Below are 24718 nucleotides of genomic sequence, written 5' to 3' on the forward strand. Positions count from 1 at the left end.
GTGGCTTTCTGCCGGCATCGGCCGACAGATCACTCGCGACGGCGGTTGACAGTCTCGGTTCGCGGGCGGCGCCTTCTGTGCGAAGACGGTCCGCGTAAGATCACCGCTCGAGGGGTGATGGCATGGCCATGACTAACTACCGGTGGTGCGTGGCGATCGCGGCGGCACTGCTGCTGGTCGGCTGCGGCGGTGGCGCGGAGAGCGACAGCGGGAACGGCAAGGCGGTGGCGCTCACGAAGGAACAAGTACGGGAGACGTTGCCGGATGGCGAGGCCATGACGCGTTGGAAGGAGTCGGCTCGGCCCACGGCCGTTGAGATGGACAAGCTCTACCGTTCGCAGGCCTGCCCCATCAAGGACAACGCGGGCTGCGAGAACTCCCGCTTCTACGGCGCCTCGACCTTCCGGCACAACGACAACGTCGCCACCGTCACCTTTCTGATCATCGCCTACGACAGCGAACAGGCCGCCCGTAAGGCGTACGACGTGCTCTGGGACGGCTACTACGGCAAGAGGGCGGGACAGCGGGCCAAGACGTTCAGCCTCGGCCCGATCGGTGACGAGCGCGACGCCCGGTTCGGTTCCTCCGGCTTCCATGGCGAGCCCGGCGCCGTGACCCAGACCCGGGTCGGCACGACGCTGCTGTGGACGCTGGCGGATTCCGCGGACAAAGACAAGGATGGCATCGACGAGGACGGTGTCCGGGACCTGGCCACGGTGCTCGCCAAGCGGGCCCGACAGGCCCAGAACGGGGACGCGCCTTCCGCCGCGCTCGAGGGCTGACCGGACGGCCACGCCGGGACCCGCCCCGCTGCTGGAGAGCAGAGGAGCTAATCCACCCGAACTTGGTCCCGCTGCACGAGCTCTTAAGCCGCAGTTCTTAGAAGCCGTTGTCGTACCGATCATGGTGAGCGTGGGTTCGAGTGCGGCGACTCGGGCGGGTGATTTCCGGCTTGCCGGGCATGGAGGCAGGGCCTCCTGCACAGCTCGTGGGTGTCGAAGTCCATGAGCAACAGGAGGCCCTGGTGCCGCAGTCTTCCGTGTTGTTGCCTGCTGCGTCCAACTCGCCCGTCCGGCCGTGTGATTGCCTCGCGCACGTGTACGGCAACGCGGCCGATCGTGGCGAGCGTGTGCGACGCTACCCGTCGGACATGACCGACGCGGAGTGGGCGGTGGTCCGCAGCCTGCTACCGGTGCCGTCATGGATGAACGGAAAGGGCGGCCAGCCGGAGGGCTATTGCCATCGGCAGATGATCGACGCGATCCGGTATCTCGTGGACAACGGGATCAAGTGGCGGGCGATGCCCGCGGACTTTCCCGCCTGGGACCGCGTCTATGCGTTCTTCCGCCGCTGGCGCGACCATGGCCTGATCACCGAGTTCCACGACCGACTGCGAAGCCGGGTTCGCGAGAGCGAGGGCCGGGAGACGGAACCGACGGCCGCGATCGTCGACTCGCAGTCGGTCAAGGCAGCCGCGTCCGTCCCGGCGCCGTCACGGGGTTTCGACGGGGCCAAGAACATCAACGGCCGCAAGCGGCACTTGATCGTGGACTGCCTTGGTCTGCTGCTGATGGTGCTGGTCATCCCGGCCGACGTCACTGACCGGGACGCCGCCTGCGGCATGCTGCCCCGCCTGCTGGCCGGCCACCGCAAGATCCGGCTCGTGTGGGCCGATGGTGGCTGCGCGGGCCGCCTCGTCGAGTGGGCCAGGAACAAACTCCGCCTCACCCTGGAGATCGTCAAGCGCAGCGACGACATGCACGGCTTCGTCGTACTGCCCCGACGCTGGTGCGTGGAGCGCACCCTGGGTTGGCTGATGCGCTCCCGTCGCCTGGCCCGCGACTACGAGACCCGGCCCGCCACCAGCGAAGCCGTGGTGCACTGGTCGATGGCCATGCTCATGGGACGCCGCCTCGCCCGCCGCCGCACCTGATCACTCACCCCGCCGGGCAGATGAACAGGCCCGGCCGGTCCTCGGCCAGCCAGCCTCGCGCGACCAGCCGCTTTGCCTTGACCCGCACACCCTCGACCTTCGCCGGCACCAACTCCAGGCCCAACCGAGCAGCCAGGTCCTTCGCCCGCAGCCCCTCCCCGCCGCTGTTGGCCTCCAGCACGGCCAGCAGCCTCCGGTACTCGGGAGCAAGCACCTGAGCCGTGACGCCCTCGCGCCACTCGGGGACCACCGAACCGGCCACGGGCTCCTTCACTTCGACCGGAACCGGTGTCGGCCGGACCGGCTCCTGCGGCACAGCACCTGCGGCCAGGGCCTCGGCCAGTTCCATGAGCGCGACGACCCGCCGTTCCAGCACGGCTTCCGCCTCTGCCAGCTCGGCCCGAACCCGGTCCGCCTCGGCGCGCAGTTCCTCCACCCGCACCAGGGCAACCGACTCCCGAGCCTCCAACATCCCCATCACCGACGGCACCTGCATACCACGGCCGGCAAGCTCGGCCTGCCCCACCTGGCCGAAACGATCAACGAGTACACCCGGCGGGCCGACGAGGGGAAGATGGGCTACCTCCGAGGAACTGGCCGTCCGCGACGACCGCCGCTTCCGCCAGGGCCTGCGGCTCTCCCGGCTGCCGCACCACAAGACGCTCGACGAGTACGACTTCGCCTTCCAGCCCGACCTCGACCCGCGCAAGGTCAAGGACCTCGCCACCCTCTCGTTCGTCGACGGTCCCTTTTCATCCGTACGCGGGTGGGGACGTTCACGGCCCTGGCAAGATTTTCGTGAAGCGGGGGTGTGCCACCGTGCGCCGGTGACGCTCCGTCACGGGTAGCGGGATTGTCGGCGAGTGTGATGACCTCGTACGAACTGTGTCTCCGCACCTGGATGTGGTGCAGGTGGAACGGGTGTGGGCGGAGGGCGGAGTGGTCCGTATCGCCGCTCGTACTCGCGAGTTGAGTGTGGCGTGTCCGGACTGCCGTCGCGGTTCCGCGCGGGTGCACAGCCGGTATTCCCGTACGCTTGCCGACCTTGCTGTCGGTGGCCGCCCGGTGCTGATCGTGCTGTCGGTGCGGCGGTTGTTCTGTGACGGTGCGGACTGTGGTCGGCGGACATTTGCCGAGCAGGTGGAGGGGCTTACGGTGCGCTATCAGCGTCGCAGCCCGCTGCTGCAGCATCTGGTGGAGATGGCCGGGGTGATGCTCGCCGGCCGTGGCGGGGCCCGGCTCCTGCATATCTTGAAGGCACCGCTGTCACGGACGAGTGTGCTGTTCCAACTGATGCGCATGCGGTTGCCTTCGGCCGTGACACCGCGGGTGCTGGGCGTGGACGACTTCGCGCTGTACGCGGACGTCTACGGCACGCTGCTGGTGGATGCAGACACGCGGCTGCCGATCGAGCTGTGGGCCGGGCGCGATGCCGAGCAACTGACCGCCTGGCTGCGCACGCACCCCGGAGTCGAAGTGGTGTGCCGGGACGGCTCGCTCACCTACCGGCAGGGCATCACCGACGGCGCCCCGGACGCGGTGCAGGTCAGCGACCGTTTTCACCTCTGGCAGGGGCTGTCGAAACGGGTCTCGGACATCGCCGCGGGCCACCGTGGCTGCCTGACCGCGTCAGTCCCCGAGCCCGAACAGGCTGCGTCATCACCGCCGTCGGCGGAACTGTCCGAGGCAGCCGATACTCCTGCTCACCGCCACGCCAAGCAGCTGTTCGAGGCGGTGCACGCGGTCTCCAACTCCGGCAAATCGCTCAGCGCGATAGCCCGCGAGCTGGGCCTGAACCGACGCACCGTGGCCAAGTACGCACGCGCTGCCTCCTGGCAGGAGTGCGTACGGCGAACTCCGCCCCGCCGGTCCACGAGCCTCGACCCGTACCTGGAGTATCTGCGTCAACGCTGGGAGGAGGGCGAACACACCGCGACAGTGCTGCACGAAGAGATCGTCGCCAAGGGCTACGGTGGCCACTACCAGAGGGTCAAAATGGCCATCGCTCCGCTGCGTCGGGGTCTGCCCATCGACACACCGCGCGAGCGACCTCCCTCGCCCCGCCAGGTCGCCCGGTGGATCACCATCACACCGTCCCGGCGCAGCCTGCACGCCACCGAGACACTCCGCCGGCTGCTTGAGCACTGCCCGGAGCTCGACCGAGTCCACGACCTGGTTCGGCAGTTCGCGGCCATGCTCGACGCCCGAGACGCCGCCTCGCTGCCGGACTGGCTTGACCACCTCGCATCCTCCGGCTTCCCAGCCCTGGCCGGCCTGGCCAAGGCCATCCGCGAGGACCAGCCCGCAGTCGTGCAGGGGATCACCACCCCGTTCAACTCTGGTGTCAACGAAGGCCGGATCACGGATCTGAAGCTCCAGAAGAGGATCATGGCGGGCCGGGCCGGAGTTCCACTCCTCCGCCACCGCGTCATCCTCATGGCCGGACTCCGACGCCGCTACCCGTGACGGAGCGTCACCGGCGCACGGTGGCACACCCCCGCTTCACGAAAATCTTGCCAGGGCCACGTTCACGTGTACGCCGACAGCATTCTGCCCAGGCACTTTCTTGGCGGCGTTGGACGGCTTCGTGCCAGCGGGGTTGGTGAACGCAGAGCTTGGTCCGCTGATAGTTGCCGGTGAACCCATACTCCGCCACCAGCCGCCCATGAATCACCGCGGCCTTCATCAAGATCTCGGCCCGCAGCATCGAGTCGACCAGCGGCGCGAACTCGTCGATCACCCTCGCCTTCGATCGCCCGTTCGGCGAACGGCGCGGCGGGGTCGCCGGCCCCGGTGCCGACAGATATTTGCGGACCGTCTTCCGGTCCAGCCCCGTCTCCCGGGCCACCTCCGACAGGCTGATCGCCCCGGACTCCAACAGACTCCGGAAGCACCGCAATTCCAACCAACGATGCGGATCCAGGACCACCGCCGACCGCCTTCCGCCGCCTCTCACCGACCAAACAGCAGAGTGCCGAGCAGCAGGTCCCAACGCATCAGCAACTGTCGTCTTGAGGTGCTCGGCTACCGCCCGCTCCGGAGCGCCTGCCCGGCTGCTGTAGTGCAGCGGTATGACATAGGTGAACACGGCGGCGCCCGCGGGCACCTTCAGGTAGGACGCCTTGTCCCAGCGGGGCGGCAGGAAGAACAGGCTTCCGCTCAGCTCACCGGAGGGCCGGTATCCAGGAGGCGGCGTCACGGTGGCTGACGCCTCGAACACCGAGGCGATCGCGTCGTCGCGCCCGGTGCCCTGCCCGGCGGTCGCGTTCAGGGTGCGGGTGAAGCCGACCGACTGCTGGGCGGCCAGGGCAGCGAAGCTCCTGGCTCCAGGAACAGCCCCGGTCTGGGTCACCCGAGCTGTCGACGGCCACACCTTGGGCACCTTCACCTTTGGCGTGATCATCAGGCCGGACGTCGCCACTGAGCCGGTCTTCTTCATCTCGGTGAAGTACTGCGTCATGCGCACGGCTCTGCTGTCCTTGGCGATGGTTCCGATGGACAGGTAGACGAACTGCGTTTCCCCGACAGGCCGGTTGTTCCTGAGCCAGACACTGAAGAACACAGCGCCTGAGCAGGCGGCGTAGCGGGACTTGATGAAAAACTTCTTGTCCGTTCCCAGCCCCGTGATGCACTCATTGGGAGTCAGTGTCCGTGCCGGAGCTGGGTAGGTGACAGCCGCGGTCGCAAAACCGGGAGTCGGCTGGAGCGCGACAGCGGACGCCTGACGGTCAATCCTGCCGTGGGTGGCGGCCGGCCCCACGACCTACGTTCAGGAAGCCCGGCCTCGGATCGCCGAGGAGCTCGGCATCACGCCGAAGGAACTCGCCGGGATACACCGCCGGTTCGAGGTGATCCCGGGCGCCCAGGCTCAGGTGGACTGGGGCGACGAGGGCAAGATCCTCGCCCACATGGGCATCCCGAAGGTCTACTCCTTCCACATGACGCTGTCGTACTCGCGCGACCCGTTCTGCTGCTTCACCACCAGCCAGGACCTGCAGACGTTCTTCGACTGCCGCGGTGAGGCTCGGAGAACACCCCCGCCCCCCGGTCCATTGCCTCGAGCCCGGCAGCGCCGGACCGTTGCAGCTCGCCCAGTGTCGGGACCCGCGCCCCGACGGGCAGCAGCGTGGTGTGCAACTGGAGATCGTCCTGAACAGGCTCAGCGACAGCGGGGGATGAGAAGGGTACGAGAGCAACGGCAGCCACTACGGCAGCTGTTTTCACAAACGTGCGCATGCGGCGCAGCGTGATGTCTTTCATGGCCTCGCTCGGTGGTCAAGCTGCCCCTCATCGCCTCCCGCAGCACTCATTGCGGTACGAGACGAGAGGCGGTCAGGCAGCAACGGGCATCGGCAGCCTCAACGGTTCTCAGGAGGCGGCACCAGCCTCGCATCCTGCATAACGAACAGATATACGATTTTTGGTCGGCTTGATCGGGACGCCATGGCCGAAGAGTGCATGCCGCCGCCGACGGGTTACCGCGAAGCGCTGTAACCGCCCACTGCGCCAGCGCGGGTTGAGAGGCGAGGCGCGCGCCGGCGCGGCCGCACCGGCGTATCGGGGAATGCCGACTGGCCCTGCTCACGCCCGGCGGTCCGCGTGCCGGTACATGATCGATCAGGGTGGTCGAGCAGGTCAGTGGGCTGAGTGAACGCTATCGCCCGTCCAGTCTTGGGTTGAAGCAGTGGCCGCTGGCCATGGCCGTGGAGCTGGGCCGTCGGGCAGGCGAACGGCTCTGCCGGAAGATGCAGAAGCCGTCGGCTGCGGTCAGAGCTGACAGTTGATCCGTTGAGCCAGCCCTTCGAGGAACTCTTGAAGGGTGGCTGCGGCAAGGTCGAACTGACCGGACCACGAGGCGGTGGTGGACCGCCAAACCCGCCCCGAGCCCGAGAGCGCGAAGAGATGGCCGCCGCCGTCGCTGGCGAAGACCAGGGCTGGCTCTTCCCCGTCGATCTGGATGTCTCCGTACTCGCGGAAGTGGCCTGCGACTGTTGAGGCCGGGTGGATGAAGTAGCCGCTGTCCACATCGGGCAGGAGGACCTCGTCGATCACTCAGTACATCGTGGTCAGGTCCGAGGGAATCGGCGTCAGTTCCACGAGCGCGGCCGTCGTCTTGTGGCTCTCCTCCGTACCGAGCGCGACCACGTTCCTGCCGGGTTCGAAGCCGTGCCGCACCTGGAACGACTGCAACAACTCCACGAGGGCCGCATCCGCCTGCTCACACCAGCCGCGGACCCACTCGGCGTCAAGCCGTTCATCAGCCACGATCGCCCCCTTCGGCCCAGGCAAACTCGCCCGCCGCGAGTCCGGAAGAACATACCGGAGCGTTCACGCAGATCCGGTCAGAGCCGGATTCCAATGTCTCCATCACTTCCGCTTGCACACGCGAGACCTGCAGGGCGAAGCGGGCGAGCGTCACTGATCCGCAAGGCTGCCCGCCCGCAGGTGGCTGACCGCGCGGGTCAGTTCCACAGGCGTGAGACCTCGAGCACGGGACAGGACTTCGCGCTCCGCCGGACGCTGGGCGGCATGCGGAGAGCGGCAGGCGGCGAGGGTCAGGGCCATCAAGGCTGTGTTGGGGTCGTAGTCGTCGGCGCCGTACTCCCGTGCCGTGCGCAGCGCCCAGTCCGCTGCCCGAACACGCTGATGCCGGGCAGCGTGGGGGCCGTGGTGGCTCAGGAGCTGCACCCACACAGGCCCTGCTGATGCCGTGAGCCGCATGAGCCAGTGCGCGTCCTCGAGTTCGCACCACGGGGTCAGCGTCGAGCCGAGCCGCATGCCGCGCAACAGGCCGGCTGGCAGAGCGAGCCGGCCGCCTGCGCCGGCGCGCAGCGCGCACTGCACGGCCAGCAATCGCGCCGGCGCGCCGACGTCCTCAGGCAGGCATACATGCAAGGAGGCCAGCGTGTCCCGGACGAGGACCCGCTCCGGCAGCTCGAGACGGTTCATGCTCCCCAGCCGAGGAGCCGCCCCTGCCGACCGCTGTGTACTGAGGGCGGTGTCGGGGACCACGGCGGTCCGCGGGGTAGCTGCGGCACAGGCGGCGCACACATCTGCCAATCGCCACACCCGGCCGCCCCGTTCCTGCGCAAGGACGAGGAGAACCGGGCCGGCGCATCCGCGGTGGCGTGGATGCCATCGGCAGCCGCGCTCATGGCACTGGCAGGTACGCAGGTGCGCGGGAAGCGTGTCGCGGCGTGCGTGGCCGGCGAGATGAGCGAGGGCTGCCGGGCGCCCGGCCTGCCTTCCCAGACGTTGGCCGCCCGTGGCGCAGCGGTGGCAGTGCAGCGTGGGGGCCGCCTGGATGGGGGCGCAGCTCCACCGTCCAGGTGCGGGGCACCAGGGGGTATGTGGGGCACGGCCTCATGATGTGCGCTGTCCTCCTGCTTCTGCGCCGGCGGTCAGCCGTACGTCGTGGTGCTCGGCCGCGGGGGAGTGGCGGCGGCCGCACACCGTAGTGCAGACCTCTGCCCTGCGCCACGCGGCGGTCACCTGCAGAAATAGGGCAGAGGTCTGCACTGACAGGGCAGGGGTCTGCACCTTCGGATGGTGGGGTGACGATCTTCCCGCCCGACCCGAACCTCACCGCGCTACGCCTGGAGCTGGCGCGCCTGAGGAGCGAACGCGGCTGGACCTACGACGAACTCGCCCGCCGCAGTGGCCTGGCCAGGCGCACCCTCATCGACATCGAGCAAGGCCACACCATCGGAACCCTCAAGAGCTGGCACGCCCTCGCCCACGCCCTCGACGTGTCCATCGATCACCTCCTCGGCACCCTCTGTGAAGGCCACACCCCGCCCGTCGGCACCGCCGACTAGCCACACCATCGAGACCACCCGAACGAGACCCGCAAATAAGACGCCCGTACGTCAACCGGTCACACATTCCCCCCGATTGCGCCGTTGGCGTGAGATTGGCGGCGTGCTCGCTGTACGTGCGGCGCGTCGCTGTCACCGTCGCGGCCATGCATCCCCGCCATACCGCCGAGCCTGGCCGCCACTGGGACGGCACCCCTACCACTCGCCGGCCGCTACGCTCCCTGCGCGTCGCAGCAGACAGCCCCAGCCGTCTGCTGCGCACCGCCCAACCGGCCCCGTGCCGTGCCTGTGGAAACCGCACCGACTGGTACACCAGTCCCCACGGCCGCCCGATCGGCCTGCATCCCCAAGAACTGCCCTCAGCCGCTGTCCCTGCCGCCTGCCGCTGGCACGTTGCCTCCGGCGTCGCCTACCCCTCACACGACGGCTCCGCCTGGTGCCGCATCCCGCACACCCCGCTCTGCCCCGCAGACAATGCCCCCAAGCCGCTGACACCGCGCCTGAACGAGCTGCGCCGGCGTCTCGCCCTGCGCACCCGCCGCCTGCTCGACACCGGCGCCTTCACCCCTGTCGCCGAATCTGAGCCAACCTCACAGGCTGCGGTATGCCGGCCGGCCAGGCCCGTCGTGCAGATCCTCTACGGCTGCTACCTCGCCACCTGCCCAATCGACGCCATCCAGTGCGTTGCCCAGACTCGCAGGCGACACCGCTGCACCAACTCCGTCCTCGACCCCGATGACCCCAGCGGGATCTGGAGACTCATGGCCACCACCGCCCGTCACGGGCAACTCGCCCTAACCGCCCGTGACATGGCCGTCTACGACCTCACCCACCTGCCCTACGACACCCAGATCCGCTGGCGCACCCAACGCTGCACCACCCACGCAGCCGCCCCCGCGGCCGCCGACCTGACCCTCACCGCCTGGGAACCCTTCGACCCACTGCTCCACCACGCCCACATCCACCACCGCCTCCCCGACACCGCCCGGCGAACGGGACGCACCAACTCCCGCACCTGCCCCGCTCGTCCTGCTCGCGGCCAGGCGTGAACCATGCCCCTGCATGCCGTCGAGATCACCCTGACCCGCCCGGCCACACCCGGCGAACTCCGCCGTGCCACCCAGGCCATGGCACTGGCACCGGACGCCGACCGCACACGGCTGATGACCGTCGCCTGGGAAAAGACCGCCCGCAAGGCCCTCCAACGCACCCGGGCCCGCCTGGAGCACCTGCTGCCGATCGACATCCTGACCACGCACTACCCCGACTCCACCGGCAGCGTCCTCGTCAATGTCGCTCTGCCAGAGCGTGTCCACGCCTGGCTCGCGGACGCTGCGCGTCGCGAGGGTTGCAGTACCGAAGCCCACCTGACCGCCGCCGTACACCGCGCCCTGGCGCGTGCCGAGCACGACAGAGCCCGGCGCCTCGACGCTGCACTCGACGAGCTCCTGACCTGGAGCACACCGCATCAGCTGCTGGCCGCCGCAGCCCGCACCATCAACCACATCACCACCAGCACGCAGGGAGCACCAGGGTGCTGAATCCCACCGACGAACAGACCACCGCCGCCGACACCTTCAAGACCGGCGACCACCTTGCCCTCCAGGCAGGAGCCGGCACCGGCAAGACCAGCACCCTCACCCTGCTCGCCGCCGCCACCCCGCACCGCCGCGGCCGCTACATCGCCTTCAACAAAGCCATCGCTCTCGACGCCGCCACCCGCTTCCCACCCACCGTCACTTGCAAAACCGCCCACGCCCTCGCCTACGCAGCCGTCGGACACCGCTACGCCCGCCGCCTCGGCGGCCCCCGCCAGGCCGGCTGGCGAACCGGCCAAGCGCTCGGCATCACCAAACCCGTCCACATCGGCAACCGCGAAGTCACCCACAAAGCCCTCTCCCAGGCCGTGCTGAAAACGGTAACCCGCTACTGCCACTCCGCCGACCGCACCCTCACCCGCCACCACGTACCGCGCCTACGAGGACTCGACGCCCCTGAGCACCACGCCCAACTCGCCGACACCGTGATGCCCTTCGCCCGCAAAGCCTGGGCCGACCTCCAGCACCCGGACGACGGCATCGTCCGCTCGGCCACGACCACTACCTCAAGATCTGGGCCCTCACCGACCCCACCATCGAAGCCGACTACCTCCTCCTCGACGAAGCCCAGGACACCAACCCCGTCCTCGAACACGTCATCAACGCCCAGCGCGACCACGCCCAACTCGTGATCGTCGGCGACTCCGCCCAGGCCATCTACGGATGGCGCGGCGCCCGCGACATCATGACCGGCTTCGACGGCACCCACCTCACCCTGACCCAGTCGTTCCGCTTCGGCCCCCGCCTGGCCGACGAGGCCAACCGCTGGCTCCAGGCAGCTGACGCCCCCATCCGCCTGACCGGCACCCACACCATCGCGACCGTGCTCGCCCCCGTCACCCACCCGCAGGCAGTGCTGTGCCGCACCAACGTCGGCGCCATGACCGAAGTCATGCACCACCTCAACGCCGGCCACCGCGTCGCCCTGGCCGGGGGAGGGGAAAGCCTGCGCGCCCTGGCCACCGCCGCCCGCGACCTCAAAGAAGGCCGCCGCACCTGGCACCCCGAACTCCTCCTGTTCCCCACCTGGAGCGACCTGCAGGACTACGCAGAGACCGACCCCGCCGGCCGGGACCTGAAACCCTTCGTCGACCTCATCGACCAGCACGGCACCGACACCATCCTCGCCGCAGTCGACCAGCTCATCCCCGAGACCTCCGCAGACGTCACCATCTCCACCGCCCACCGCTCCAAAGGCCGCGAATGGAACACCGTCAAGATCGCCGACGACTTCACCCCACCCGCCGACACCGACGAACACGACGCCAACGGCCGACCCGTCCCCGGCCCCATCGACGACACCGAAGCACGCCTCGCCTACGTCGCCGTCACCCGGGCACGCGCCCGCCTCGACATCGGTGGGCTGTGCTGGATCCACGACCATCCCGACTCGCCCCCCGACCTCGGTCTGAGGGACTGTAAATCGTTCGGCCCTGTCTCACTTTCGGTGGTGACTCAGCGTGCTGCTATCCGAGGAGGATCCGGTGACGCAGGAGGGCGAATCCGGCCCGGCCGTACATCTGTCGCGCGATCAGCTTGGCCTTGGTGTTGACGCCTTCTGCGCTGGTAAACCGCCGCATCGGCTGCAGGAGGACTGCGGTACATAGCGGATGGGCGTCCGCGGACCCGTGCACAGCCGGCTCGGATGATGGGCTGGCTGTGCCCAGGACGTCGGCCCTTCCGACGCGGTGCCCTAACGAAGGCTCAACGAAGCCTGAATACAAAGCCCTTGTCGGATCGTTGAACGATCCATTAGCTTTATCCCATCGGCTCAGAGCCGAGCCAAGAGGCGGTCTGGCACCGGCCTTTGCCGTCACCGCCGTCGCCTCCCTCCGCAACTCTCCAACCCTGACGGGAGATTGATGTGTCATGCGTCTAATGAAACGCATCACCAGCACGTTTGACACCCTGTGTCGACCGACGCCGCAGCAGCTTCGGGAAGCCTGGGAGAGTGTCGACGCCTCGCTCGACGAAGTCCTGCCGTACGCCGGTGACCCGGGTGTCTACCCGTACGGTCGGAAGAAGCTATACGCCTCCCAGGACATCGAGATCATGGCCATGAACTGGGCGTCGCACCGTCCGTGTGCCCCACACGATCACGGGCAGTCGTTCGGGTGGATCAACGTCATGTCGGGCACGGTCCGCCACACTCTGTACACCCTTGACCAAGATGACATTCCGGTCTCCTTCCTCACCCGCGAAGAGCAATGCGGATCGCAGTACTTCGCTCCGCGCGGCATGGTCCACGGCATGGAGAACCCGTCCGACGAACTCACGCTGACTCTCCACCTGTACGCACCGCCCATCACCGGCATGCGCGTCTATGACCTGGAGCGCTGCGCGGCCTGCGTGGTCAGTGATGACTGCGGCGCGTGGTGGCCGGATGAGCAGCGACAACTTGTCCATGAGATCAAGCTCCACCGAACCCAGAGCACCCGAGAAGGGGTCCTGTCGTGACCACAGCAGCCCAGATCCACCACGCCGTATCGCTGGAGCGTGCCCTCGATCCCGGTACGGCCGGTTCCGAGCTCGGCGCGCTGCTGACCAGAGGGTCCGTGGACATCGACTCCTTCAGTAGCCTGCAGGAACGGATCTGTCTGCCCAACGGCAGGACTCTCGCTAAGCGATGTATCACCGATCCGGTCTGCCTCACCGCCAGGGACGAGTCGTTCCTCATAGTGCTCTCCGGGAGGGGTGAGTTCATACCCCTTAGTGATGAAGCCTCGGCTGAGCTGGTCGGAGAAGGCCAGGTGCGCCGTCTGGAGCAGGGCACCTCGGTGGGCATACGGCCCAGCACCGGGACCACGATGTGCACTGTCGCCGAGATCTCCGCCGCCCCCGACGCGCTGATCGAGTCCCCGGAGCGCATCTCGGAAATCGCGGTGGTTCCCCCGCTGCGCGACTACTACTACGGCTACTCAGACCGTTACGCGAGCGTCTACGCCGCCGGAGCACCGCTCTGGGAGCCCCCGGAGCCCAATGAGGCACTCGTACAGGCCCTGGAAACGATGAGCATCGAGCCCTGCTCAGTCATCGACCTCGGCTGTGGCGAAGGGCGCGACTCTAACTACCTGGCCACCCAGGCGTTTGACGTGGTGGGCGTCGACGTTGCCCGGCCGGCACTCACCAAAGCGCGGGAGCGTGCCAGTGCCCTGGATACACAGGCCACGTTCCTCGAACGGGACATCTGCGTCCTGGCGGACCTCCCCAGGGAGGAGTTCGACCTCGCGATCAACATGGGCTGCCTGCATATGATCCCGGACAGTGACCTGCGCTCCGCCCACCTGAAGCGCGTGCATGAAATCCTCGCGCCGGGCGGGCTCTTCCTCGTGGCGCACTGCCGGGAGCGGTGGCTCGACGGCTTCTTCTCCGTACCCGACTACGAGTCGGTAGGCCCCGTCGTACCGGGGCGCGCCATCCCCCGACGGATTCGGCTGGAGGATGGCAGCACCACGGAACTGACGCTCCCTCTCGTCCCCTACAAGGAGAGCTCGACCAGCGAGCTCATCGACGAGATCTGCGGGCACGGTTTCTCCCTCGTCTCCGACCTGAGCCGCCGCACGGCCGCCTTCGGGAGCACCACTGTGCTGGCGCTGCGGAAGCGCGTCCTTCATGCCTGAGGGACACAGCCGGTCGTTTGCATTCACTTGGGCGGTCTTCGCGACTCTCTGCATCGCATGGGGCAGCACCTGGGTCGCGATCCGCTTCGGGGTCACTTCGATGCCCCCACTGTGGTTCGCCGCGACGCGCTTTATAGTGGCAGGCCTGCTCCTGCTCCTGCTTGCAAGGTGGCTCGGCGGCTGGCAGCGGATCGCGCGCTCGGACCTGCGGCCACTGACAGTGATGTCGGCCGGTGCCATCAGTGTCTGCTTCGGCCTCATCTTCTGGGGCGAGCAGTACGTCGACTCCGGAACCGCCGGCGTCATGGTCCAGGGGTTCGTGCCGATCGGCCTGTTCTTCTTCGCGGCGACGATGACCCGCGAATTGATCGGCCGGACCCAGTGGGCCTTCCTCGGCGTCGGGCTCTGCGGAGTCGTGCTGCTCCTGTACGGGCAGAGCAGTAGCGACTGGTCAATGCGCAAAGCTCTCGCTGCCGTGGCCATCATCGTTGGCACGCTCGTCTATGACTGGGCGGGGGTCTACGGCGGGGACATCCTCTCCCGCTATCCCGCGGCCCTCATGTCGGCCTTCGAGAACCTGGTGGGCGGCTTGATACTGCTGCCCGTCTCACTGGTCCTTGAAGGAGACCAGATCTTTCGGCAGCCCCTGCCGGAGGAGACATCGGTATGGCTGAGCTGGGGCTATCTGGTCCTCGTGGGGTCCGTGTTGGGCTTCACCGCCTACACGTACCTGCTACGGGCATGGGGGCCCACACGCACCTCAGCGTACGCGTTCGTGACCCCAGTCATCGCCCTGCTGCTCGGTGCGACCCTGGCGGACGAGCACATAACGTGGCAGCACGTCATGGGAACCGTGCTCATCCTCGGTGCTGTGGCCGGGATCACCCGGCAGCGAAATCGAACTCCGCGCGATGACCAGACGACCGGACCGGCTCCGGAGGCGCTGGGAACTCCGCAGCATTAGCACCCGGACGTCTCCCGAGGTAACTCACTGTGGGCCGCCGCGCTCCTGCGGCGGCCCACAACACGTCTCGTATTCCAGCTTGGCCGGCCGGCCAGCATCTTGGGCGCCCGCAGGTGCACAGCCTGCCGTTGCGACAGGGCCGTACGCTCCAGGTCCTCGTCCGGGCGCCCGGTACATCCGCACCGTGTCCACGGACAACTCCAAGCTCAAACGGCCATCCTCAGCGTCCCATCGCCTCCTGCTCGGGCGGCTCCATGTCCAGGTGCCAGGTCCCCAAGCGAAATCTTGCTGGTGATATATGGGGTCACGGTCGCCATGTCCGCCGGGTCGACCTCCCAGCCCTCGTCGACGAGGTCGTTGACCACGTTCGTGATGTCCTGAGCGGTATGGAAAATAAGCGAGTTCGCGAGCAGCTCGTTGAACTGGACGATCTTCGCTTGCTGGCACGGGGTCCTTGTCCTGAAGGACGTCAGAGGCGAACATTGCGGTGCCTCTCGTGCTGTCGAGGGTGTGACGGGCCTGCCGGGATGTCGTGGCAGGCCTGGGGCCGGGCACCGGAGCGGTCCGGTGCCCGGACTGCGCGGTCATGCGCAGGCGGTGCGGTGGTCGGGCTCACGCGACCGGTAGTCGCTCACTCCGAGCGGTAGTCCGGGGCCTTGATCAGCCGGTGCTCGTGCCCGGTGATCTGACCGACGACGACCTGCTCGTCCCAGTCCTGTTCGGCGACGGGCCGCAGGGCGATCGAGACGGCGCCCTCGTAGGTGCCGAAGTGCTCGACGACGACTGCGGTCAACGCGTCGGCCAGGCGGTCCTTCTGGTTGTCGGTGAATTCCTTGGGGAAGTGTGTGATGTCCAGGTGGGGCATGGTGTGTGGCTCCCGTTTCTTGGTGGGCGTGGCTAGTTCAGGCCGAGGCTGGTGCGTATAGCGGTGACGAGTTCGGCGACGCCGTGCCGTTTGAGGACGCTGTAGTGGTCGCCTTCCAGGTCGATCACGGTGGGAGACGCGGCGGAGTAGCTGGAGGTGCCCTCGATGAAGGAGCAGTCGTCGCCCGCTGCCTTGAAGATGGTCACCGGCGCGTCGAGCCGGCGCATGCTCAGCTCGTGGAAGTGGTACTCGAACTCGTAGGTCTCCCCGACGATCCGGGTGATCCGCCGTACCAGCTGCTCGTCCAGGCCGGGAAGCCGGTCGAGGACGAAGGTCACGAAGCGGAGGTTTTACTTGGCGGGAGCCGTGTTGGAGGGGCGGCGTGGTTTCAGTGCGGTGAGTCCGACTCCGGTGATCACGAGCGCTGCCGCGCAGGTCGCCATCAGGCTCATCTCCTCCCCGAGCAACAGCCAGGCCGAGGACATGCCGAAAACAGGTACAAGTAGCGAGTACGGTGCAACTGCGGTGGTGTCGTAGGTCCGCAGCAGATGGCCCCACGCGCCGAAAGCGAAGAGGGTTGCTACCCAGCCCACGAAGGCGATCGCGCTGAGCCCAGCGAGGTTGAGGGAGCGCAGCGCCGCCAGGTCTGCTTCCGGCCCCTCGATGAGCAGGGAGAGGGCGAGCAGAGGCACGGGTGGGATGGCGCTGATCCAGACGGTCCAGCGCAGCAGGTCGGGTGGGGACGCTTTGCGGGTGAGCACATTGGACAGCCCCCAGGCGACGGCTGCGAAGACAACCAGCGCGAAGGCTCCGATGGGTCCTCCTCCCCCTTGATCGGCAGCGGCCAATCCGATGCCGAGCAGGGCCACTGCCATCCCGGCCACGACCAGCCGGCCGGGACGTTCGTGCAACAGAACAGCCGCAATGGCGATGGTGAACACTCCTTGGCTCTGCACCACCAGGGAGGAGAGCCCGGCGGGCATGCCAAGGTGCATTCCGACGAAGAGCAGGCCGAACGTGACCACCCCGAGAACGATTCCGACCGCGAACACCCAGCGCCAAGCAACTCTTGGTGCTCCTACGAAGAAGACTCCAGGCAGGGCAGCCGCCGCGAATCGTGCCGAGCAGAAGAGCAGCGGTGGAAAGTTGTCGAGGCCAACGCTGATGAAGACGAAGGTCACACCCCAGGTGGCTGCCACCGCGGTGGCTAGAGCCATATGCCGGAACGTCATGCCGTTGCCCCGGCTGGCCGACGAGAGCTTCGCTTGAGGAATGTGTTCTTGTGTCACGGCCCGCCCGCCGTCAGCTAAGCGATCTTGTAGTCGATGTCACGGGCATCTGTGATGAACATGTAGCCGGGTATATGGGTGATGGCGAACGGAGGCTTGGCGTCCATCAGTGCAGCCTGTGTGGTCACCCCGCATGCCCAGAAGACGGGCACGTCATCGTCGTGCATCGTGACGGCCTCGCCGAATTCGGGTTGATCGAGGTCGCGGATGCCGAGAGCTTCAGGTGCCCCTATGTGAACGGGCGCTCCATGGACAGCCGGCATGAGGCCGCTGACCTGAACGGCCTTGGGGACCAGTGAAGCCGGGACGGGACGCATGGAGACGACCATGGGGCCGTGCAGCCGTTCTGTCGGAACGCACGGCCGGTCCGTGACATACATGGGGACTGCCTTGCCCTGCTCGACATGGCGCAGCGGGACACCCGCGTCACGCAGCAGCGTCTCGAAGCTGAAGCTGCACCCGATGAAGAACGTGACCAGGTCCTCACGCCACATCTCAGTAGCGTCCGTGAGCGTGTCCGTGACCTCTCCGTCCTTCCACACGTGATAGCCGGGCAGGTCCGTGCGCAGATCGGCCCCGGGAGCCAGGACGGAGCGCCAGCTGCCGGGACCGGTGACCTCCAGGACGGGACACGGCGTGGGGTTGCGCTGCGCAAACAGCAGCGTGTCGTACGCCCACTCCTGTGGCACGGAAAGCATGTTGACCTGAGTTCTGCCAGGGGCCAATCCCGACGTGGGCATCTGCAGCCCGGTTCGGAAGGCTGCTCTGGCCTGCTCCGGGGTCCATGAAGCCGAATCCGGTGTCGTCTGCGGCATGTTGCCACCTCTTGTCTGAGGTTGAGGGCGAACGCGATAACGGCACGTTACGGGATTGTTCAACAATACTTCAAGGGTTGCGGCAGCTTGCGTCGGCAGCAGGTGGAGGGTGGGCTTGCGTATCATGTGCGACGTTCGAGTCGTTGAAGGATCGTTGAACGATTGCTATCATTTTTGAGGGGCGGTCACGGCCCAGGCATTGCTCCCCCAGTGCCACGAGGTGGGGTGCCGTGACCGCATTCACTGGTTCGAAACAGAGGTCATCATTGCCCTGCGAGCGCCGGCCCGCGGTTGCCTGAAACCGTGACGGTGCTGGAGCGCACCCCGCTCCCATGCTCGGTCTGATGTCCTTTCGCGATCCGACTGCTCCTGCATTCGTCGCTGATCATCTGAACCCATGCGTGATGCCCCTGCTGTCGATGCGGCACCTGATCCCAGGCATCAGCGTGCGCAGGCCTTACGCGACGGTGATGGGGCGCCGGGCTTCGCCGATGTCGGAGCGTTCCGTGAGCATGGTGGCTAGCTGAGCTCCATGCCGCGGGTTTCCGGAAGCCCCAGGAGGGCTACCAGCGCAATCGCGTAGGCGATGACGCCGTAGATCAGGGCTTCGCCGACGCCGGAGCGGCCTGCGGTGAACCCTACTGCGGTGGGGAAGAAGGCGCCCACTGCGCGGCCTACGTTGTAGGAGAAGCTTTGGCCGGTGCCGCGGACGGCTGCCGGGTAGAGCTCGGCGAGGAAAGCGCCGAAGCCGGCAAAGATGGCCGAGGCGCAGAAGCCGAGGGGGAAGCCGAGAAGCAGCAGCAGGGTGTTGGCACCGTGCGGAATGTTGATGTACGTCAGCAGGAGGCACGCGCTGAGCAGCGCGAACAATGCGAACGTCTTCTTCCTGCCGAGACGGTCGGTCACGTGGCCGGCGGTGAGATATCCGAGGAAAGCACCGGTGATCAGCGTGAAGAGGTATCCGCCGGTGCCCACGACGGTCAGTCCGCGCTCGGCCTTGAGATACGTGGGCAGCCACGTGGCGATCGTGTAGTAGCCGCCCTGAGCGCCCGTGGCCAGCAACGTTGCGAAGAGCGTTTTGCGGGCCAAGCTCCCGCGGAAGACCGAGGAAAGCGGAACGCGATCTTCCTTGCGTGCCAGTCGCTCACTCACCCCTGGTGCGTCCTGGACGTGGCGGCGTATGTACACCAGCAGGAGTGCGGGCAGCGCGCCGGTCCAGAACATCACTCGCCAGCTGATCGAGGGGGAGAGCCCGCCCATCACGACGGTGGCAACGATGACGGCCAGCCCCCAGCCCACGGCCCACGAGCTCTGGATGAACGCCACCACCCGGCCGCGGTAGCGGGCCTGGGCATACTCGGCCACGAGGATGGCGCCGGCTGCCCACTCCCCTCCGAAGCCCAAGCCCTGCAGTGCCCGGAACGTCAACAGCATGGGGTAATTGGCAGCGAAGCCGCACAGCGTGGTGAATAGGGCGTACGTGCTTACGGTGATGATCAGTGTCCTCACGCGGCCGATCCGGTCGATCAGCGCACCGGCCAGGATCCCCCCGACCGCTGACATCACCAAAGTGACCGTGGTCAGCAGCCCGGTTTCGGCGTGGCTGAGACCGAAGTAGGCGGCGAGCGCCACCATGCTCAGCGGCAGCACTTGGAAGTCGTAGGAGTCGAGAGCGTATCCGCCGAAGGCTCCCTTGAAGGCGCGGCGCCCCTGCTGGCTGAACGACCGGTACCAGCCGAAGGCGCCGGCTCTTGTCTTTTCGACGGGGGGAGGGCTGTTGCCGCTGCTAGTCATCACGACCTCATGCCGGGGTGGGTGCCTTGTGGTCCCCCTGTTGGCGGCACCGGTTCGTCCCTGGGTTCCAGCCTCTTACAGACCCCGGCTTTCCGCATGCCCCGGGTCGGCAGCCGCGGCTGGGACGGCGGAAGCGTGCGTCGTTGCACGCCCGTCGTCGCTGTTGACCTTCTGCCGGGTGGCCCTGCCGCTCGAGCCGCGGCGAGGCCTGGGACCCGGCCGTGCTTTCGGCTCATGCCTGGGACGGGCTTCCCCTGCCGGTTGCGCTGTAGGCGATGTGGGGGAGAGCGGACAGGCGATGGAGAGCGAGGTGACGCACGGCGATAGCGGATGCGGGATCGGCCCAAGCCGACTGCGGGGAGCGAGCCGGAACCGTGTGGGCGGCCGCGTGGCTCGCCTGTGCTTGAAGCACTGCGATGACCGCGGCGAGCTCTTCGGGACTGGGTTTGCCGCGCAGCACTTTGATGGAATTCATGGGTGTACTCCTGGGATACCTGAAGGATGGACGCGCTGGTCGGCCACCTGGTGAGCAGGGCTAGAGCGGGATGTTGCCGTGCTTTCTTGCCGGCAGGGCTTCCCGTTTGGTGCGTAGCGCCCGCAGCCCGCGGACGACGTACTGCCGTGTCTGCGAGGGCTTGATGACTGCGTCGACATCGCCTCGCTCGGCGCTGATGTAAGGGTTGAGCATCGCCTGTGTGTATTCGGCGGTCAGCTTGGCATGCTCGTCCTCCTGCAGGGCGACGGCGACGGCGTCGGAGTCGGCGTGCTCCTGTGGGAACAGCCGGTCCACGGCGGTGTGGGCCCCTGCCGCGGAGATCTGTGCTGTTGACCAGGCCAGGTTCAGATCGGCGCCCAGTTGCTTGGGGCCCATCACCTCGTAGGCTCCGCCGTATGCCTTACGGGTGATGACGGTGATGAGCGGGACGCTGGCCTCGCCGTAGGCGTATATGAGCTTTGCTCCACGCCGGATGAGGCCGTTGTGCTCCTGGTGAGCGGCAGGGAGGAATCCCGGGGCGTCCACGAACGTCAGCACTGGGAGGTTGAACGCGTCGCAGGTCCGCACGAACCGGGCGGCCTTTTCGGCGGCATCGATGTCCAGGCAGCCGCCGATCTGCATCGGTTGGTTGGCGACCACACCGACCGCGCGGCCCTCCACCCGGCCGAAGCCGGTCATGATGTTTGGCGCGAACAGGGGCTGGGTCTCGAGGAATTCCTCGTCATCGAGCACGCGCTCGAGGATCTGACGCATGTCGTAGGGTTGGTTGGGGGAGTGGGGAACGACACTGTCCAGCTCGAGGTCCTCGGCGTCGGTGTCCGGGTTGATGTCGTACGGGTAAGCGGGCGGTTCGTCGCAGTTGTTCGACGGCAGGTAGGACAGCAGCGACCTGACGTAATCGATGGCGTCCTCTTCGTCGCCCGCCATGTAGTGGGCCACACCGGATGCGGACGTGTGGCTGCGGGCTCCGCACAATTCCTCGTAGCCGATGTCGTCGCCGGTGGCCGCCGCGATGGCAGCCGGAGGGGCGGTGCACATGTACGAGGTCCGCTCGGTCATCACCGTGAAGTCGGTCAGAGCCGGTGAATACACCGCGGTGCCGATGCACGAGCCCATGACGAGCGAGATCTGAGGGATCACACCGGAGGAGTGCACGTGGCGGCGGAAGATATCGCTGTAGACCCCCAAGGCGCTCATGCCGTCACCCGGACCGGCGTCGTGGATTCCGATGACAGGACAGCCTGTCTTGAGGGCGAAATCCATCACCTTGACGATCTTCAGGGCCAGCGCATCGTCCAGAGCACCACCGAAAGCCGTGTCCCCCACGCAATAGACGCCCACCGGCCGTCCGTCGACTGTGCCGTATCCGGCAACCACACTGCTTCCGCACGCCTGGGCGCCGGACCACTGTGCGCCGTCCCGCCGGTGCTCTGCGGCCTTGTCCAGCTCGAGAAACGATCCTTGATCGACCAGCTGGCGCACCCGCTCGTGGGCGGCCACACCTCTACGATGCGTCAAGAACGCGCCGCTCCAGTGCTGCATGATGTCCCTTCGCACTGCGGCGGCACGGTGGTTGGTGTCCTCGGCGTCCATGGGCGCCTCTCCTTCTCTGGCGAATAGTGGTGACAAGAGGGACGGGCCACTCCGGCCCCGGCTGTTCAGCGGCACGTGCGCGGCATGGCTGCTCGACTGCTACGCGAGAGCCCTCAGGTCGCGCGCATGAGGGCGCGGCCTTCACGTCTGATCAGTCCCTGATCTCGCAGATCGTGGCGCCCGAGGTCAGCGAGGCGCCGACCTCCGCAGTCAGGCCCTTGACGGTGCCGGAGCGGTGCGCGTTCAGCGGCTGCTCCATCTTCATCGCCTCGAGGACGACGATGAGGTCGCCCTCCGTGACCTCCTGGCCCTCCTCGACCGCGACCTTGACGATCGTGCCCTGCATTGGGGAGGGGAGGGTGTCACCGGAGGCAGCGGACGTGGACTTCTTCGCCGCGCGGCGCTTCGGCTTCGCGCCGGCCGCGAGGCCGGTGCGCGCCAGCGTCATGCCCAGCGAGGAGGGCAGCGAGACCTCCAGGCGCTTGCCGCCGACCTCGACCACGATCGTCTCGCGGCCGGCCTCGTCCTCCTCGGCCTCCGCGGGAACGGCGAACGGCTTGATCTCGTTGACGAACTCGGTCTCGATCCAGCGGGTGTGGACCTTGAACGGATCCTGGCTGCCGGTCAACTCCGGGGCGAAGCCCGGGTCCTTGACCACCGTGCGGTGGAACGGAATGGCGGTCGCCATGCCCTCCACCTCGAACTCCGCGAGCGCACGCGCCGCGCGCTGCAGCGCCTGCTCACGGCTGGCGCCGGTGATGATCAGCTTGGCGAGCAGGGAGTCCCACGCCGGGCCGATGACCGAGCCGGACTCGACACCCGCGTCGAGGCGGACGCCGGGGCCGGTCGGCGGGCGGAAGGTGGTGACGGTGCCGGGCGCGGGCAGGAAGCCCCGGCCCGGGTCCTCGCCGTTGATGCGGAACTCGAAGGAGTGGCCGCGCACGGCCGGGTCGTCGTAGCCGAGTTCCTCGCCGTCGGCGATACGGAACATCTCGCGCACCAGGTCGATGCCGGTGACCTCTTCGGTGACCGGGTGCTCGACCTGCAGACGGGTGTTGACCTCCAGGAAGGAGATCGTGCCGTCGACGCCGACCAGGAACTCGACGGTGCCGGCGCCGACGTAGCCGGCCTCCTTGAGGATGGCCTTCGACGCGCGGTACAGCTCGGCGTTCTGCTCGTCCGTCAGGAAGGGGGCCGGGGCCTCCTCGACCAGCTTCTGGTGGCGGCGCTGGAGCGAGCAGTCACGGGTGGAGACGACCACGACGTTGCCGTGCTGGTCGGCCAGGCACTGGGTCTCGACGTGACGGGGCTTGTCGAGGTAGCGCTCGACGAAGCACTCGCCGCGGCCGAAGGCGGCGACGGCCTCGCGGACGGCGGAGTCGTAGAGCTCGGGGACCTCTTCGAGCGTGCGGGCGACCTTGAGCCCGCGGCCGCCGCCGCCGAACGCGGCCTTGATGGCGATCGGCAGACCGTGCTCCTGCGCGAACGCGACGACCTCGTCCGCCCCGGAGACCGGGTCGGGCGTGCCCGCGACGAGCGGGGCGCCGGCGCGCTGGGCGATGTGCCGGGCCGCGACCTTGTCGCCGAGGTCGCGGATGGCCTGCGGCGGCGGGCCGATCCAGGTCAGGCCCGCGTCGATGACGGCCTGGGCGAACTCCGCGTTCTCGGACAGGAAGCCGTAGCCGGGGTGGACGGCATCGGCTCCCGAATCGGCCGCGGCCTGAAGCACCTTGGCCATGTCCAGATAGCTGGCGGCCGGGGTGTCACCGCCCAGGGCGAACGCTTCGTCGGCTGCGCGGACGTGCAGAGCGTCCCGGTCCGGATCGGCGTAGACGGCTACGGATCCGATCCCGGCGTCCCGGCAGGCACGGGCAACGCGGACAGCGATTTCGCCACGGTTGGCGATGAGCACCTTGCGCACGATGGCTCCCTCCTTGGCGCGAAGCACGGCGGGTGGGGTGCAGAGCACCAGCCGTGCTGTCCGGCCAGCTTAGGGATTGTTGAACGATTCCTCAACGCAGTCCCCGGTGGATTCCGAATGCCCCTCGCAGTTCCAACCGCTCGAGGTGGGTAGTTTTGGGGGTTGACAATAGGCGAATCGACTGATAATCCTGAAAAAGCATTGTAGAACAATCCTACGCCGAGGTGGGCGGAGATCGGACCGCGAGCCAGTTCAGCGGTCCCGTCGATGTCAGAGGCGCCAGCCGCCACCCATCTGCCGCGAATCGCTTCCGGCGGACCATCTGCGGTCCAGGTTCGGTCATGTCCAGGCCGCATTCCTTCCTCGAGGTGCGTCATGCCTCCCTTCGTCACCGCCTCCGCTGCGCGGCCCGACTCGCACGCCGGCGTCGTGGGTTCCCAGGGGAGTGCGACCTGGCTCCTGCCGCCGGCGGATGCGTCGGTCCCGGCCGCCCGTCGGCAAGTGGCGGAGCAGCTGAACGCCTGGGGCCTGCCTCGCCTGGTCGATGACGCCGAGCTGATCGTGTCCGAGCTGGTCACCAACGCGGTGCGGCACGGTTCGAGGTCGGGTCCCGTCTGGCACACCGTGCGCCGCATTCCTGGCGAGGTCCTTGATGAGGTCCGGCTGGAAGTCGGCGACAGCGGCACTCGGAGTTGGGGTGACGCGGGCCGAAGTGACGTCGACGAGCCCGTCGGCGACGAGGCCGATCTCTCCTGCAGCGGGCGAGGCCTCCTGCTGGTCGAGACGCTCTCCTCCGACTGGGGAGTGTGCCGGCTGCCTCACGGTCACGTGGTCTGGGCCCTGCTGTCGAACGGCGACGAGGACCACGGCAGTGCCTGCCCGTAGAAAAGAGTTGCCATTCCGTTGAAGGATCGTTCCGCGAAATCTGACTTCTCCATCGTCGAGCCGAGCAGCCCGTAGCGCGTGGTTCCCTGCAGCGAAGGACCGGAGTGACCAGCGGTCGACGGCAGCC

23 protein-coding genes and 4 pseudogenes are annotated in these 24718 nt (G+C 67.5%); 13 read left to right on the forward strand and 14 right to left on the reverse strand.

Annotated features, from left to right (window positions below; genetic code table 11):
* Positions 1-122: 122 nt before the first annotated feature.
* Positions 123-782, forward strand: a complete 660-nt coding sequence (locus QFZ82_RS38660) for a hypothetical protein (protein WP_307717544.1) — start codon at positions 123-125, stop codon at positions 780-782.
* Positions 783-1150: 368 nt separating this feature from the next.
* On the forward strand, positions 1151-1933 hold the full coding sequence (locus QFZ82_RS38665) for an IS5 family transposase (RefSeq protein ID WP_307717545.1): 783 nt from the start codon (positions 1151-1153) through the stop codon (positions 1931-1933).
* A 4-nt stretch (positions 1934-1937) separates the two neighbouring features.
* Here the strand turns inward: QFZ82_RS38665 and QFZ82_RS38670 are convergent, their stop codons facing one another.
* The gene (locus QFZ82_RS38670; RefSeq protein ID WP_307717546.1) at positions 1938-2459 is read right to left on the reverse strand and encodes a hypothetical protein; all 522 of its coding nucleotides are present in this window, start codon (positions 2457-2459) and stop codon (positions 1938-1940) included.
* On the opposite strand from QFZ82_RS38670, the pseudogene QFZ82_RS38675 reads away from it, so the two are divergent.
* Positions 2424-2676, forward strand: a pseudogene (locus tag QFZ82_RS38675) (ATP-binding protein); the annotation flags it as partial. The gene QFZ82_RS38670 and the pseudogene QFZ82_RS38675 sit on opposite strands and share 36 nt — an antisense overlap.
* Before the next feature lie 178 nt (positions 2677-2854).
* The gene (locus tag QFZ82_RS38680; RefSeq protein WP_307717974.1) at positions 2855-4399 is read left to right on the forward strand and encodes an ISL3 family transposase; all 1545 of its coding nucleotides are present in this window, start codon (positions 2855-2857) and stop codon (positions 4397-4399) included.
* A gap of 127 nt (positions 4400-4526) precedes the next feature.
* On the opposite strand, the pseudogene QFZ82_RS38685 reads toward QFZ82_RS38680, so the two are convergent.
* A pseudogene (locus QFZ82_RS38685) lies at positions 4527-4862 on the reverse strand (IS21 family transposase); the annotation flags it as partial.
* Between the two features lie 835 nt (positions 4863-5697).
* On the opposite strand from QFZ82_RS38685, the pseudogene QFZ82_RS38690 reads away from it, so the two are divergent.
* A pseudogene (locus QFZ82_RS38690) lies at positions 5698-5958 on the forward strand (IS21 family transposase); the annotation flags it as partial.
* Between the two features lie 742 nt (positions 5959-6700).
* Here QFZ82_RS38690 and QFZ82_RS38695 read toward each other — a convergent pair.
* The 3 genes from QFZ82_RS38695 to QFZ82_RS38705 form a co-directional block, all read right to left on the reverse strand.
* A complete protein-coding gene (locus QFZ82_RS38695; RefSeq protein WP_307717547.1) occupies positions 6701-6985 on the reverse strand; it encodes a hypothetical protein in 285 nt (94 codons plus the stop codon).
* Positions 6986-7198 (reverse strand): hypothetical protein, encoded by a 213-nt coding sequence (locus QFZ82_RS38700; RefSeq protein WP_307717548.1) that lies wholly within the window; start codon positions 7196-7198, stop codon positions 6986-6988.
* 150 nt (positions 7199-7348) lie between these two features.
* Positions 7349-7882 carry a hypothetical protein gene (locus QFZ82_RS38705; RefSeq protein WP_307717549.1) on the reverse strand — a complete coding sequence of 178 codons (534 nt, stop codon included), beginning with the start codon at positions 7880-7882 and terminating at the stop codon, positions 7349-7351.
* A 605-nt stretch (positions 7883-8487) separates the two neighbouring features.
* Here QFZ82_RS38705 and QFZ82_RS38710 point away from each other — a divergent pair.
* The 7 genes and pseudogenes from QFZ82_RS38710 (at position 8488) to QFZ82_RS38740 (ending at position 14933) form a co-directional block, all read left to right on the forward strand.
* Positions 8488-8751, forward strand: coding sequence for a helix-turn-helix transcriptional regulator (locus tag QFZ82_RS38710; RefSeq protein WP_307717550.1), 264 nt, complete (start codon positions 8488-8490; stop codon positions 8749-8751).
* A 146-nt stretch (positions 8752-8897) separates the two neighbouring features.
* Complete coding sequence (locus QFZ82_RS38715; protein ID WP_307717551.1) at positions 8898-9800, forward strand: DUF6083 domain-containing protein; 903 nt, start codon at positions 8898-8900, stop codon at positions 9798-9800.
* A 3-nt stretch (positions 9801-9803) separates the two neighbouring features.
* Positions 9804-10292 carry a hypothetical protein gene (locus tag QFZ82_RS38720; protein WP_307717552.1) on the forward strand — a complete coding sequence of 163 codons (489 nt, stop codon included), beginning with the start codon at positions 9804-9806 and terminating at the stop codon, positions 10290-10292.
* Positions 10289-11748: pseudogene (locus QFZ82_RS38725) on the forward strand (UvrD-helicase domain-containing protein); the annotation flags it as partial. The gene QFZ82_RS38720 and the pseudogene QFZ82_RS38725, both read left to right, overlap by 4 nt.
* 479 nt (positions 11749-12227) lie before the next feature.
* Positions 12228-12806, forward strand: a complete 579-nt coding sequence (locus QFZ82_RS38730; protein ID WP_307717553.1) for a cysteine dioxygenase family protein — start codon at positions 12228-12230, stop codon at positions 12804-12806.
* Positions 12803-13969, forward strand: coding sequence for a bifunctional 2-polyprenyl-6-hydroxyphenol methylase/3-demethylubiquinol 3-O-methyltransferase UbiG (locus tag QFZ82_RS38735; protein ID WP_307717554.1), 1167 nt, complete (start codon positions 12803-12805; stop codon positions 13967-13969). The genes QFZ82_RS38730 and QFZ82_RS38735 overlap by 4 nt, the downstream gene beginning before the upstream one ends.
* Positions 13962-14933, forward strand: a complete 972-nt coding sequence (locus QFZ82_RS38740) for a DMT family transporter (RefSeq protein WP_307717555.1) — start codon at positions 13962-13964, stop codon at positions 14931-14933. Before QFZ82_RS38735 ends, QFZ82_RS38740 begins: the two co-directional genes overlap by 8 nt.
* Positions 14934-15139: 206 nt before the next feature.
* Here the strand turns inward: QFZ82_RS38740 and QFZ82_RS39935 are convergent, their stop codons facing one another.
* The 9 genes from QFZ82_RS39935 to QFZ82_RS38780 form a co-directional block, all read right to left on the reverse strand.
* Positions 15140-15472: a Tn3 family transposase gene (locus QFZ82_RS39935; RefSeq protein ID WP_373429466.1), complete on the reverse strand. Its 333-nt coding sequence runs from the start codon at positions 15470-15472 to the stop codon at positions 15140-15142.
* Between the two features lie 92 nt (positions 15473-15564).
* On the reverse strand, positions 15565-15798 hold the full coding sequence (locus QFZ82_RS38745; protein WP_307717556.1) for a tautomerase family protein: 234 nt from the start codon (positions 15796-15798) through the stop codon (positions 15565-15567).
* A gap of 32 nt (positions 15799-15830) precedes the next feature.
* Positions 15831-16136, reverse strand: coding sequence for a hypothetical protein (locus tag QFZ82_RS38750; protein ID WP_307717557.1), 306 nt, complete (start codon positions 16134-16136; stop codon positions 15831-15833).
* A gap of 12 nt (positions 16137-16148) precedes the next feature.
* A complete protein-coding gene (locus tag QFZ82_RS38755) occupies positions 16149-17030 on the reverse strand; it encodes an EamA family transporter (RefSeq protein ID WP_307717975.1) in 882 nt (293 codons plus the stop codon).
* A gap of 74 nt (positions 17031-17104) precedes the next feature.
* Positions 17105-17902 carry a putative hydro-lyase gene (locus QFZ82_RS38760; protein ID WP_307717558.1) on the reverse strand — a complete coding sequence of 266 codons (798 nt, stop codon included), beginning with the start codon at positions 17900-17902 and terminating at the stop codon, positions 17105-17107.
* 519 nt (positions 17903-18421) lie between these two features.
* A complete protein-coding gene (locus QFZ82_RS38765; protein WP_307717559.1) occupies positions 18422-19696 on the reverse strand; it encodes an MFS transporter in 1275 nt (424 codons plus the stop codon).
* Between the two features lie 232 nt (positions 19697-19928).
* A complete protein-coding gene (locus QFZ82_RS38770) occupies positions 19929-20171 on the reverse strand; it encodes an acyl-CoA carboxylase subunit epsilon (protein ID WP_307717560.1) in 243 nt (80 codons plus the stop codon).
* Positions 20172-20231: 60 nt separating this feature from the next.
* A complete protein-coding gene (locus QFZ82_RS38775; protein WP_307717976.1) occupies positions 20232-21734 on the reverse strand; it encodes an acyl-CoA carboxylase subunit beta in 1503 nt (500 codons plus the stop codon).
* A 202-nt stretch (positions 21735-21936) separates the two neighbouring features.
* The gene (locus QFZ82_RS38780) at positions 21937-23706 is read right to left on the reverse strand and encodes a biotin carboxylase N-terminal domain-containing protein (protein ID WP_307717561.1); all 1770 of its coding nucleotides are present in this window, start codon (positions 23704-23706) and stop codon (positions 21937-21939) included.
* 375 nt (positions 23707-24081) lie between these two features.
* Here QFZ82_RS38780 and QFZ82_RS38785 point away from each other — a divergent pair, with 375 nt between their 5' ends.
* Complete coding sequence (locus tag QFZ82_RS38785) at positions 24082-24591, forward strand: ATP-binding protein (RefSeq protein WP_307717562.1); 510 nt, start codon at positions 24082-24084, stop codon at positions 24589-24591.
* Positions 24592-24718 lie beyond the last annotated feature (127 nt).

Source organism: Streptomyces sp. V4I23 (assembly GCF_030817975.1).
Taxonomy (GTDB): domain Bacteria; phylum Actinomycetota; class Actinomycetes; order Streptomycetales; family Streptomycetaceae; genus Streptomyces.